Below are 13,045 nucleotides of genomic sequence, written 5' to 3' on the forward strand. Positions count from 1 at the left end.
TTTATCGTACAATCGGTATATAAGCATCATACCAGGCACTTTGATTTTCATCTGCACTTATGGTTTTGATTACTGATCTAATTTCTGGGTAGCCTACTCTTTCGCCATCATTGTTTACAAGTTGAATTAACACTTCCTCTCCATCAGCAAAGTCATCATGCGGGCCTCCTTGAAAAGGAATCAAAACTGGAACTGAACTCGTTGCAGCGTCTGTTCTAATATTTATAGTTTTCATTTTAAAGAGATGAGTTAACTATTTTTTTGAAAACGTTTCATATAGCGTTACCCACTTTGCTTCTAATTCCTCAGACACCCCACCCATGACGCGATCGAACTGTTTAATTACGCTTTTCGCTAACTCAACTTTCCAGCCTTTTTCCAACTCGATTTTATTTTTGCCAGCCCAAAGTTCAATTTGATCAACAATGGGTTCGTCTTTAACATAACTATCGTTAAAATAATTATCTGAACGGTATTTTCGATCAACAATATCAATGAGCTGCTGTACAGGCATCAAGTCTTCAATTTCAAATGCTTTTTCATCTAAAAATGTGGCAACCTCCAATATTTTATCCTGCTGATCCTTGTACGTTGACGTTTTCAACTGTTTAGCATAGTCTTTTCCTACTTTATCAGAATCCAGTAATACAAAAGGCAGAACATTATCCCTGGATGATACGAGTTTGGTTACTGCCGCCATTCCCTTAACACCTCCGGTTGGGATAAAGACCACCTCTTTGCTGTTCAGGAACTTACCTTTACTCACTAGGTATCTCTTTATCATACTTAAATAAATTTGGTCACTTGGGCCTTCAACTAGTACAGCAAGGCAACCAAGCAGTAAAGTATCTGAAACCGTCAAACCTAATGCTGCATGAATTGGATAAATTGATTTTTCCGAGTCACTTTCATTATAGCGTAGATTGGCAGATACCTTTGTACGTCCGGTACTTTTATCGACATAAACAGCCATTACATTCGCCAAGTTATCCATGTCAACTAAAAATGGTGAATGTGATGTATAGATCAACTGATTATCTTCGGAGAGCCTTTTAAAAAACGTTGCCAAATCATATTGTGCCAGCGGGTGAAGCGACAGCCCTGGTTCATCTAATAAAAGAATCGCATTCGTATGCTCTTGTTTAGTTTCAACAAGAAACACCAAAAAGAAACTAAAAAACCATTGCAGGCCACGGCTTCTTCCTTCCAGTTCTATCGGTTCCGGCCTTAACTCATCGGCTACGTTTATTCTAAAATGACTACCATCGGCTTCAAAGGAAAAAATATAGTTGCCCTGCTGCCACCATTTTTTAAAGCTTTTTGTGAGTTCGCCGGCAGCTGATCTTAACAGAACACCCCGTTCTTTTTTCTTTTCCGCCCAGTCGGTAACTTCTTCTGCTGACAAATTCTGCTCGACTGAACTTATCTCTCTATCGTAGGCATCATGTTTTTTGATGATAGTTTTACGGTCGTTTCCGAGATCATAAATCTCCTGTGCAGAAAGGTTCACATATTGAAAGAGTACGTCTAATGTTCTAGCTTTGGCGCGGGCAGATTCAGTAAGATCGGTACGCTCCATATCTTCAATAACACGAGGTAGATAAATTTCGCTATCAAGGTTTCCGTAATCTGAGTAGTAAACAAACTTTGGCAGTTTAGTTAATATATATTTCCGTGTTTCTTCAGTAGTGACGATTGCCTGACCATTAAATGAATTAATGATTTTCAAGATCGGCTTTAGCAAATGTGTGTTAAATAATTCAGGCAAATTTTGCTTCTTGCCAAATTCTCCAATCAAGCCATTTATTTTCTCTTTTATTGCCGTTACCTCAATTAAATTCAGGGTTCCTGATTCATTGTTCGGTAATAAGGAATTTAGCGCTTCAGTGATTTTTGTTTGTAAAAGTTCTGGCTCTTTGGTAAAGGCCTCAGAATTACTAAGTTTAACTTTAAAACCATCTATTAATGTTTTAACCCGGGACTCGTTGTAAGATTGTATTTTGGAATAGGGTAAGGAAATATAGTATAGGCCGTCAAATGCCCTTTTTACCAAGACAGTGCGGACTTGTTCTATGTCGCAACCACAATCAATGGCAACTTTACTACTAACAGTTTCATCAAGTTCAAAATCAGCCTCTATAAATATGTCTTTTTCATGATTTCCGGCTTTAAAATTACTGTAAAGATGTCTAGGGTAATCTGATAAAGGTACTATCGGTTCGTTATTTGCGGGACGTAATTTCCATAAAGCAATTAGCAAATTAGTTTTTCCGGCTTCGTTAGTACCCACTAAACAGGTATTATCGCCTGCTGTGATCCAATCACTTTCTTCAATAGATCTGAAATTTATAACTTTATATCTAAGTAGTTTTGTTCCCATAAGTTAAATATTTGATAATCAACATACAATACTTATACCATTCCCTATTATTATATATTTTACTGACTTATTGACTGATGTACAATAATTCCTTGTCATTTAGTGTTCTAGCTACACTAAGAGTAAACAAGCCAACAAATTATATCACTTGGCGTATTATAATTGATCTAGAAACCTTAATGCCCGGCAGGGCCGCGCGGAAATTTCAGCCTTTTGTGCCCTAATTAACCGTGGTAATTGATAGGAAATTGTAGCCCCCATAGTCGGGGGCTATTTGTTTAAGGGAGGATAAACAAGGCGATTGCCTGTTTAAATTTAACGGGGCAATCTTTCTGCCTGCTGTAAAGGTCAAAACAATTATTGGTATAGATCGCTAAATAGCCGTCAAACAACTGCTCGGAAAAGAGTTTACCATTTGTTACTAATTTGCCGTTATAGAACTTCGTTTTCTTTACCACTTCCTCGGCAAGTTGTAACCAAAAATCAAAGGTGAACGGCTGGCTACCCCAGTTTTTGGATAACTCGTCTTTATGGTCGATGGTGTTTTGTGCGTGGGCTTTTGCAAATGCAATAAAGCCCTTAACCGCACTGGGAAATAGCTGGTGCAATGTCCGTGCTTTTTCTACATTATTATACTGGCTGATAGATTTCATAATAATAAGCATAAAATAAATACAGGGGGATAAAATCCCCCTGTGGAATTAGTTGAATAATAAAGCGGATGAACCGTGTTGCGTGAACTTGTGGCAAAGGTCAAAAGCCGATTGACTGCGTTGCAAGCCTGTACCGTACATGATGGATTTTAACTTGGCTTCATCACTTTTAAAGTTGCGGACGTTTTGAAAATATCCTGTTACTGCGTTGTATGCGCCAAAAAGAGTTCCTTTGGTGGTTTCCTCCAGTTGGGTTGGGCTAATCATCGCGTATTGAAAAACATCGTCTACCAAGTTGTTAAAATGGGTAGACAATTCGTCATCTGAGCCTTTCTGTACATTGGCTAAAACTTCTTTACTCGGTGCCATTGCCAACTGTATCAGTTTTTTAACTTCTCTGTCTGTTATCCTTACTCTTGACCAGCGGTTATAAATCGCTTCCAGTTCTTCCGATAAACTATTAGAGATACCCATCATTTTATGCGCTTCCTTTAATTTATCGGTGGCACTCGCCGTGTGGCGTATCTTAATGCAGTTAACTTGGTTGGCTAATGCTGCGTTCAGCGTATTGCGACATACTACACGAATAGGCGTAAAAGCAATCTGAATACTGCCTAAACCATCGTGTGAAGTAGTCAGGAATAAATAGCGCTCAATGCAATCATTACGCCCGACACGGATATAATCAGGCAATTTAGCGGTTATAAAAATCCGTGAGCCGTTGGCTAACGCCCCTGCGGTTTCATATAAAATGCCTTCCTTGCCACCTACAATGGCATCAAAAAATGTAAAGGCATCAACATTCTGTACGATTTCATAGTCCTTGCCGACCACGCCCAAAACTTGGTCAGTATCGGTTCGTACGGTTGCGTAATGATTAGGTACATCAATACGCCATTCCATTACTACATCATTATCCTCGGTGTTCTCGTCGGTATCATCACCATAGGTAAACAGGTTGCGTTTTTCAACGGTGTAATCTAAACCCGCATATTTTATCGCCTCTGCGCTTGTTGGGTAGTCTGTTATGACTTGGCCCAGCCCATGCCATGCTTTTTCCTTAACTGAAAAAAAGCTGTGTTTACCTGTCTGTTCATTGAAATTAATATCGTGTGCCATGCTTTTAAGATTTTAGTTTATAGTCCATAAATTTTAGTTCGTGTATTTTCACCTTTCGGGTGTTGCTAATAGTACAAGTGGCCTTTTGTTGTATCTCGGTAATCGCCTCGTGTACATTTTTATGCTTGGTCTGTATGGTCGCCTTGACCAGTAAGAAAATGGTATCGTACATATCTTATGAATGATAATTATTTGTAAACTGTGCCAGCTCCATTTGAAATGATGCCGGGTTTTCTATCGCCAATTGCGCTGCATAACCCTCCCAATAGATTTGGTTTGTTAACTCGATGAATAGTTGATACATTTGGTTAATTAGAATTTGAAAAAAGTTTTAATAACGCCCCCTTTGGAGTTTTGGGAAAGGGGGCGTTTCTGATTTCAGCTATTGCGGAATGACAATACCCGCTTCGATTTCGGCTAATTTTTCAATGCACATATTGTTCACCAACTGCGCTACCGTCCAGATGATCGTCGGGTTCTTGGTCTCAAATTTCCTGCGGTTATCATCTTCGATGGTTAGTACACAACCGTTATAATAATTGGTATCGGTCGTATCTGCCTCGTCTCGCAACTCGATTTCAAAATCATCCAAATTTTTAATAGTGTCCTGTAGCTTTGTACGCTGTTTCGCCTTGCGGTGCATTTCTTCGATAAATTTCAGCGTACCCTCTAAATTCAGCACGATTTTTTTTGGCTCTTCCTTTACCTGCTCTGCCTTAACTTCGGCTTTCGGTGCCTCCGCTTTCGGCGGTTCAGGCTGTTGCGATGTGGTCGCTGGTACTTTGTCCGCTTCTTTTTTAACTTCCTCCATGACAGGTTCGGCTTTTGATACCGCATTTACCGGATTACCCGCTACAAACTTTGCCACCTTGTCCGCTTTAACGGGGTTAACTGCTGCAACTCCGCTGTTGTTGTTTTTTACATTCGTTTCCATTTTTAATAGAATTTTAGTTGTACACCCTGCGTACTACCTTTCGGCAGGAGCCATTTCTGGCTTTTTGTTAAGCAACCTCACCTGATTAGCAGGGTGAACAGACAAGGCTTTGCGAAAAAAAATACTACCCGGAGCGCAGCGGAGGTGTGGAGATTTTTTTTCAGCAAACCCGAAGGGCCTGGCCTTGGCTGGGCGCACTGCGATTCAGAAATTTGCTACACAAACAGCCTAATACCAATTTTATCAAGCCTAATAAATCCTATAAAGTGTCAGGAAAAAAGTTCGCCCGGTTTTGGGTGATGCGAATGCGATGCCCAAAATGGGCGATCTTTTAAAATGCAGGGAAGCTGCTGAATGGAGGAACGGAATGAAGCTGCTGGAACTGCTGGCTTGATTTCACTTTTAAAAGCTGATGTAAAATTTAAGACCTAAAACTTCGTAATTTTAACCGCTACTAAACCCACATTGATGAGTAAAATGACTGCTTTGGCGCTAATCGTAGGTAACGCCAATTATCCTGGAAGGTATAAATTGAATAATGCTGTAAACGACGCTAAGGACATAGCCGCTAAGTTGATGAAACTTGGATTTGCGGTAAAAAGGGTGACAGATTGCACTATAGAAACTTTTGAAAGGAACGTAAGTGAATACGGAGAAGAGTTAAAAGGATATGATGTTGGTCTATTTTATTTTTCTGGTCATGGATTACAAAGCAAGGGAAAGAATTATCTAACTGCGATTGATACAAATTTCAATGATGAAGCATCCGTGCATCGGACGGCCTATTACTTGGGTGAGGTAATCGAATATATGCAGGTAGCCCAAACTAAGATCAATATAATCATATTAGATGCGTGCCGGGATAATCCTTTAGCTGATAAATATAGAAGTATTGGTTCAGAAGGGCTTGCGCCTATACACGCGCCAAAGGGAACAATCATTGCATTTTCAACCTCTCCTGGTGAAAAAGCTAAAGATTCGGGATCAGGAAATAACAGTATTTATACTGGCGCATTACTTAACCATATTGAGGATGCCAATATTCCATTAGAAGAATTTTTTAAACGTGTCAGGACTAGTGTTTTCGACCTGTCAGATGGAAAACAAACAAGCTGGGAACACACCTCCCTTATCGGTAATTTCTTTTTCAACTCTGGCCAATTGATCCATTCACCGGATTTACCATATCGTGATGATTGTATCTCAGATAAGGATTTCATTTCTTCTGGCAGTGCTGTAGACAACATTATTACGGAGATGAAATCTCATGACTGGTATAAGCAAAAGGCTGCCATTGCTAAACTAAATCAACTTTCACCGGCTACAATCGACGATAGTTCCAAATTTTTAGTTGGAAGAAATATACTACAAGTTGCAGACGGAACAGAGAGAAGTGCTTTGTGGATCATTAATAATCTTGATACATGGGTGTCAAAATACAGCGTAAATGGGGAAAACCATGTTTTGAATGGCATACTTTATGAAATATATTTTAATCCAGAGGGTGTATTTCGAAACGGTAATTATAAGAGTGACCTATTAGAAGCAGTTTGCAAATTGCAAACCAATAAAAGTTATATAAAATCATTTGAATTTATAAAAAACCAACTGTCGCCCTTTCAAGACTATATATTTTATATACCGGGGATCTCACCAAAAGCGTGTGCCATCGAAATTAAAGGAGAAGAGGAGATTTTTTTAGCTTCAGGAAAAGAAAGGAAAGCTTTTAAAGTAAAGTCGATAAAACACGAAAACGTTGAATTGATGGAGCCATATAAGGATGATGAGTGGAACGTGGCTATGGTTTCAAAAGATGAGTTTATGACGACCCTTTGCAAGCAATTATGTGTGCCAAAAAGCATGCTAAGGGTAAGCTGTAATAAAGACCTTAAAGATTTTAATAAAATTTATATACCCGACAGCTTCAAGTTATATCGACAAGATTAGTGATCTACCAGTATGTTTTCATATTACCTTGCCGAGAGTATGTTAGGTGTATCTGCGACTGGGAGATCGGGATTGATTTTTGTTTCGACTAAGTTTGTCACTATCTAACCAATTATTATAAAAGAATGTTGCTGTATATTTAACCAATGAAACTAAACCTATCTCCTTTACTGCTACTCAGCCTTATTTTGTTACTTGTAACGGGCTGTGGAAGTCCAGAAAAAAAGAACAAAGTATCTGTAGCCGATACAGTAGTCAAAGCCAATGTTGCCAAACCTAAAAACTACGCCGTCGTAAGCGCGGATAAACTGGAAACATCAGGTAAAGCGCAAATCAAGGTAATGGCTTATTTACCCTCCGGTTTTAAAGATAAAAATGAACTTGAATTGACTTTAAATAATATTTATAATACCTACCGACATGAAGGCGGTTACACCAATTTTAGTGAACCGACTGTTGTGGCTGTCTACCTCTTTGAAACAGAAAAACTGGCAAAGACCGACCCGTCCGCATGGTTGGGCATGTTGATGAAAGGCCCAAGCGATACGAATCCATACCTTTCTTTTAACGATTTCAAAGTTAATGCCTCCTTGGGTTTAAAGGATAAAGTATTATCTAAAGATGAAATCCAGCTTGCGAAAATTAAAAAGCTACTGGCTTCAAGAGGCGTGGATATGTGTGACCTTAACAAGACTGTCAACGATATTGAACTTAACAGTATTCACGCAGCAGATAAGCTGTATCCCGATTATGGAACTGAACATGATGTCTATTCCGATAAGTTAATCAATAAGGAATGGAAGAAATTGGAAAGAAAATACCGGCTGACTAAAGATGAAATTGATAAGGCTTGCATGTTTGCAACTGTCTATTGTAAATAACGCAACCTTTACTTTAACACGATCTAATACTGAAGATCGTTGCTTAAAAATGTAATACCCATTTAGCCAGTATTAAGGTTATTTAAGCATGTGTTTGGGGAATTTGGAATCAATAAACCGCATACACAGATCACCGTCTTCATGACAGGAAACCGTTAAGTCGCCATTTTTATCCGCAATAAAAATTCTGATATCCCCATTAACAAAATCGTCAATGTTAATCGGGTTTTTAGCGAAAGGGTTTACGAAAAGCCGCAGGCCATCGGTAAGTGTCTCTTTATATTCTGATATATTGGCCTGTATTTTTAAAATTTCATAGTTGTTTTTAATGCGAATGGCATGGCAGGTAATGTCACCAGTATCGTCGCCAAGCACCCTTGCCTTTCCAAACGTCGCCAGTGAACTATACAAAACGGCGCTTATATCTTGAAAAGCATTTGATCTGAATAGCCCCAAATCGACAGTGCTATCGTTGCTTTTGGTTAGGGATTTCTGCTCCAGGACATCGTACAGCAACCATTGCAATGGTACGTCTCCATGCAGGTTAAAATCTTGCCGGCTAAAATTGGATATAGCAATAATATAAGGTCTGTCTTTTACATGATTAAGCTGGGCATAGTTGGTTCTATATTTATTGACCTTAGCTGAAAACGCGTTGGATAATCGTATAGCAGAGTGTTTAAATACATCAAAACTGTTGCCTTCGGTAATTCCGGGGATTGTTTTTTCCCATTCAGGAACATCATCATGCGCATGGTTTGCACTGATCGCCTCTATGATTAGGTTTCGATTTTTAATAACAAAATCAGGCGAGGCGAACGAAAAATCAACATCCAGTTTAAAATGCTTCATTACAGCATACAGATACAACTCCCAAAAGCTTGAATTGTAAGTGGTTTGAAATTCCTTAATAAACTTTCCATCCCTATCAACAAATCCATTCGCCCAATCAGAAATAACTTTCCTCACGCCCAAAGCGTGGGGTGCAACCGTCATAACAAAATTGTGATGAAGTTTATTCTGTTCGACCATTGGTGTAAAAAGATCCATATTCCGTGAGTAGGTCAAGCTTTTTTACGCGTTTGGAATTTCTGCAACATCGCTTTAAGCTCATCGCTTTTTTGCTTAATGAGCGCAATAATTTCTTCATCGGGATTAAAAACCCGGTCAATATAAGTGAAGAATTGTTCCAGCCCGTTTTCCTCTTTTGAATAATGGATGACCGCAATAGCCCTTGGGCAATAGTCCTTTGCGATTACAGACATCACAAAATCAACATCTTTATTAAAAGAAAACAGATGTTTCTCTAATTTCTCCTTACCATATTCGTCAATAAAAGCCTGGAAAATCTGGTTATTATAGGTTTCCAGATCTATTCCCGGTTTATTTTTTATGATGAGAAAAGGAGCTTTATCTGAAATATCTTCTATATTTTGAGCGCCTTTTATTGTTTCAATATCCGATTCCTCCTTAATCCTGTATAACTCCGCTGTGGTAATAATTATCGGGATATTATAGAAATTGGTGCCGCCAAATTGTTCACCTAAAACCACATCCAGCTGGTGATGCATTCCGTTAACTATCCGCTCCGCCATCGCATACGAGAGCTGGTTTATCGCCTGGGTTATGGTTTTAGGATTCGGTCCCTCTGAAGTCAATTCTATTCCCTTTGAGCATAGTGGCGCAAATGCTATAGGATGATCGTAACGGACTTGCCTTGCGGTGCTAAAATGGCTGTTCTTATGCATAAAAGAAGTAAACTCGATCTCATCAGGGCCTCCGTATTCTTCCGGGAGAAATACCCACTTTGTACTTTCGTGCCGGTACTTGCATTCAATCATCAAATCAACAAAATGATGGCCCTTAATGTAAGAACTGTCTATATCATAAGAAAATTCGGTAGGCAGATCCGATTCATTATTTCTTAAGTAGGTATATTCAAAATTGCTGATACAACCCTTTCTTGCCAGATATTTTTTGATCTCAAATTCTAATGGAATGCCACTTTTTAATAAATGTTCTTTCCAGCCCGTTTTATTACTCATCAAAGTAAATTTATGAAAACGCTTCGGAATCGTAAGTATTAAATAATTAGGGCATCATCATCAGTTATGGACAGCCGTATAATGATGTATATCCACCCCTTTAAACCAAACCCAAAACAATTGAAAGCAAAATTAGAAAACCGAATCATTCGAACGTTAATCGCTTCAATATTTGCATTATAACATCAACATGTGTCAACATTACTTATTTACATAAAAAGTTATGAAATTAGGAGGCTGCTATGAAGAAAAAGTCAGTTTTTAAATCACCTACGGTACAGGAGAAAGAGCTGTACAACGCATTTTTACAGCGCTTTAGAACTGCCTGTGACTTGATGGTCGGGAAAGACTTTTTTGCAACAATTCCCAATGAACATCTGCCGCAGTTATTCCAGCAGCGGCTGCCACCGTTAAAACTTGAATTTCCTTTGGGTGTCTTCACTAAAGAACAGGAAGCTAACTGGCAAACACACTTCCGCCTGCGATTAACCGACCTTTCTTTCAAGACACTAACAGGTGAAACCATGCCTGTAGCCGATTATTTTCGGGACGGTATTTTACTGGCAACGTACTCGGACACCTTGCATAAAAGAAACAGCAACCTATTCGTTCATGGAAAAGTTGCAGATACTTACGGCATCTGTTCACCAATCTTTTTACAAATGGCCGAAAAGATCATGCAGTTCATTAACAGCCTGTGTATTATCTACGGCGACATTAACGGCAAAGCCCTGCTGACGGATTACTCCTCTACCTCCATGCTTGTTATCCACACCAATGCCGATAATAAGATCAAATTTAGCACAGGTAGGCCGAACCACGAACGGCTAATGATAGATGGGAAGACGCGTGAACTAACGGCCTTGTGCTGGCCTGACATCTACGGCAAATTAAAGCAGGTAACGGTAGTTCCCTCCAAACTGGGCTTCCCTGTGGAATTGTCAAAGCCTGTCCCGGTCTTTTTTCAGCAGCATGCCGCGGCGCGGCTAATTGAGCGGCTTGCGATACAGGGCGGCATATTGTTATATATACTGGAATGTCTATTCCATGACCAGACAGAAGATTTTTACCTGGTAGACGGGAATCTGCTACCGCTAAGCGTACTCGGTAAAAAGGTCGGTTATCTCGCCGTTGACCTAGTGGACGACAAAATGGTCGTCCGAACCTTTTTGTTCCTCACCAATGATGGCACACCCGAAGGGCGCAAACTGGCAGAATTAACGAGATTAAAGAAACTGGATAAGCAATATCTTGGCATAGACACGCTAACCGGCTTTAGAAGTTTAAATATTATAGATGACCCGATATTGAAACCCCTGTTTACGGAAGCCGGCTGCGGCGACCTGCTTGATCTACATAACATCGATATGCTTTTACAAACGAGTGTTAGCCAGCGAAATACTGACAATTTACTGCGATATCTACAAGATAGCCCCTTTATGAAAAGGATGTAACTAATGGTGAGTTGCGTTATAATTTAATTTTATAGCGCAATGCTTCAAATTCCTTATTGATAAAATCATCTTTAAGTATCTCATTGATAACAATATTACTCGATTGCTAAGTTAAAGTCAGGCTTAATGCGCTTGAACTCTTCAAAAATAGAACGACGAATATCGTCCATCTGTTGACCGGCATTATCAGTAAAGAACCAGGTAGGGCAATCCGCTTGACCGCATTCGCAACCTTTGACTTCCTTTTTCCGTTTCAGATCCACCAGCGTATCCCGTAAATTAACAACCAATTTATAAATAGCTGTTAAGCCCTCCTTTAGACTTTTTCCAGATAGTTCGTGCCGCGAAGGTATCTTGCGGATAACAGTACCGTCCCTAAGCCGGTGCACCCCAGTGTTTAATACCTCTATTGTGTCAGCAATTGCCTTTTCAAAGTGAGGTATATTGACTTCCCGGTGAAATGATGTAGTAAATGCCGGGCGGTCAAAACATTGAATGATCTGCTTTAATATTTCCTGATCATTAACAACAACGTCTTTTGCCTTATTTAATTCGGGGAACACCTCACCATCAACAAATCGCTTTAAAAGTTCAGGGGCCTCTTTTCGCAACCGTTCCTCTAATTCGCCACTACTCCAGATATGAGTTTCTGCAACACCATACTGAGCTGCATAACTCTTGATCGCTGTTCGCATGTTATTGCTCACCTTGCCGCCGCAGACCACGATAAAGTGGTTAGGCACCACATCTGCATTTACAAGTTTATCAATATCATCGGTTACTTTCTTCAATACCAATGAACGGTAATTGGCGCACTGATAACAGTAAGTCGTACCCTGATATTCACCCCAAATATCTCGCCCATCATCATCGCCGGACTGGCCCAGCCATTCGATCTTGTCCCAATTTTTGAGGCGCGAAACATAGGCAAATACCAGGCGCTCAAATTCACCACCACTACGATCCTCAAAATGAATAGGAAGCACAGTCTTTTCAACGGTAAGGGCATTACCGTTGCCTGAATATAAATAGTTTTTAATGCTTTCAACAGGTATCTGGCCGCCCGAATCATCAGGCTCTAAAGTGATCATATCCGCCATCGCAAAAATGCCATCTTTCGGTACGGTGGTGGCAATTTTGAAATCTTTGAGCGCTTTTTGCTGTTTGATATCAGTGAATATACGCTCGATCAAGTGCACCACCTCGGTCGCATTGCGGCAAAATTTTCTTAACGGGATCAGGATCAGCCGCAGGTCGTTTTCCACCGGATCGGCATCACCGGTGTTAAAGATCGGCTTAAAGTGGTGTGGGTTTCGATTGGTGATCAGTATGGCAGGTAACAACTCCTGAGCATCCTCACCGTTAATGTTGTGCCACGACAACACCTCATCTTCAAAATGCACACGGTTAGTTCCACGTATAACAACAGCCCGGTTATTGGCGGCAAGGGAGGCCATCTTCGCATAATTTTCCATTAAAGCATTGCCGATGGGTTCATCCCAGCCGTAATCCAGCAAATAGATATAATAATCCTTTTTAGATCCTGCCGGCACGTTTTCGTCAGATGGTATATTACTAAGAGATTCTACATATAGGCCCATGGTATCTTTTTTCTTAGTGTAAGGTTTATTG

General features: G+C 39.9%; 13 protein-coding genes. 3 read left to right on the forward strand and 10 right to left on the reverse strand.

The features are described from left to right. Nucleotide 1: 1 nt before the first annotated feature. From MUCPA_RS09960 to MUCPA_RS09980, 7 genes are all read right to left on the reverse strand, one after another. On the reverse strand, nt 2-235 hold the full coding sequence (locus tag MUCPA_RS09960) for a hypothetical protein (protein WP_008506146.1): 234 nt from the start codon (nt 233-235) through the stop codon (nt 2-4). Nucleotides 236-253: 18 nt separating this feature from the next. Then, on the reverse strand, nt 254-2,380 hold the full coding sequence (locus tag MUCPA_RS09965) for an AAA family ATPase (RefSeq protein WP_008506148.1): 2,127 nt from the start codon (nt 2,378-2,380) through the stop codon (nt 254-256). 278 nt (nt 2,381-2,658) lie between these two features. Continuing rightward, nucleotides 2,659-3,033, reverse strand: a complete 375-nt coding sequence (locus tag MUCPA_RS09970; RefSeq protein ID WP_157543863.1) for a hypothetical protein — start codon at nt 3,031-3,033, stop codon at nt 2,659-2,661. Between the two features lie 48 nt (nt 3,034-3,081). Continuing rightward, the gene (locus MUCPA_RS09975) at nt 3,082-4,152 is read right to left on the reverse strand and encodes a DUF932 domain-containing protein (protein WP_008506151.1); all 1,071 of its coding nucleotides are present in this window, start codon (nt 4,150-4,152) and stop codon (nt 3,082-3,084) included. 4 nt (nt 4,153-4,156) lie between these two features. Continuing rightward, entirely contained in the window at nt 4,157-4,324 is a 168-nt protein-coding gene (locus MUCPA_RS37655; RefSeq protein WP_008506153.1) for a hypothetical protein, read from the reverse strand. A 3-nt stretch (nt 4,325-4,327) separates the two neighbouring features. Then, nucleotides 4,328-4,456 (reverse strand): hypothetical protein, encoded by a 129-nt coding sequence (locus MUCPA_RS39215; protein WP_008506155.1) that lies wholly within the window; start codon nt 4,454-4,456, stop codon nt 4,328-4,330. A 78-nt stretch (nt 4,457-4,534) separates the two neighbouring features. After that, nucleotides 4,535-5,086, reverse strand: a complete 552-nt coding sequence (locus MUCPA_RS09980) for a hypothetical protein (protein ID WP_008506157.1) — start codon at nt 5,084-5,086, stop codon at nt 4,535-4,537. 468 nt (nt 5,087-5,554) lie between these two features. On the opposite strand from MUCPA_RS09980, the gene MUCPA_RS09985 reads away from it, so the two are divergent. Further along, nucleotides 5,555-7,033 carry a caspase family protein gene (locus MUCPA_RS09985; protein WP_008506158.1) on the forward strand — a complete coding sequence of 493 codons (1,479 nt, stop codon included), beginning with the start codon at nt 5,555-5,557 and terminating at the stop codon, nt 7,031-7,033. Between the two features lie 146 nt (nt 7,034-7,179). Beyond that, a complete protein-coding gene (locus MUCPA_RS09990) occupies nt 7,180-7,914 on the forward strand; it encodes a hypothetical protein (RefSeq protein ID WP_008506159.1) in 735 nt (244 codons plus the stop codon). 78 nt (nt 7,915-7,992) lie between these two features. Here MUCPA_RS09990 and MUCPA_RS09995 read toward each other — a convergent pair whose 3' ends face one another. Together MUCPA_RS09995 and MUCPA_RS10000 are read right to left on the reverse strand one after the other, a co-directional pair. Beyond that, the gene (locus MUCPA_RS09995; protein ID WP_169316164.1) at nt 7,993-8,910 is read right to left on the reverse strand and encodes a hypothetical protein; all 918 of its coding nucleotides are present in this window, start codon (nt 8,908-8,910) and stop codon (nt 7,993-7,995) included. Nucleotides 8,911-8,978: 68 nt separating this feature from the next. Next, nucleotides 8,979-9,959 (reverse strand): hypothetical protein, encoded by a 981-nt coding sequence (locus MUCPA_RS10000; protein ID WP_008506161.1) that lies wholly within the window; start codon nt 9,957-9,959, stop codon nt 8,979-8,981. 242 nt (nt 9,960-10,201) lie between these two features. Here MUCPA_RS10000 and MUCPA_RS10005 point away from each other — a divergent pair, with 242 nt between their 5' ends. Further along, complete coding sequence (locus MUCPA_RS10005) at nt 10,202-11,413, forward strand: hypothetical protein (protein WP_008506162.1); 1,212 nt, start codon at nt 10,202-10,204, stop codon at nt 11,411-11,413. 95 nt (nt 11,414-11,508) lie between these two features. Here the strand turns inward: MUCPA_RS10005 and MUCPA_RS38620 are convergent, their stop codons facing one another. Further along, the gene (locus MUCPA_RS38620) at nt 11,509-13,014 is read right to left on the reverse strand and encodes a hypothetical protein (protein WP_008506163.1); all 1,506 of its coding nucleotides are present in this window, start codon (nt 13,012-13,014) and stop codon (nt 11,509-11,511) included. Nucleotides 13,015-13,045 lie beyond the last annotated feature (31 nt).

This window comes from Mucilaginibacter paludis DSM 18603 (genome assembly GCF_000166195.2).
Lineage (GTDB): Bacteria > Bacteroidota > Bacteroidia > Sphingobacteriales > Sphingobacteriaceae > Mucilaginibacter > Mucilaginibacter paludis.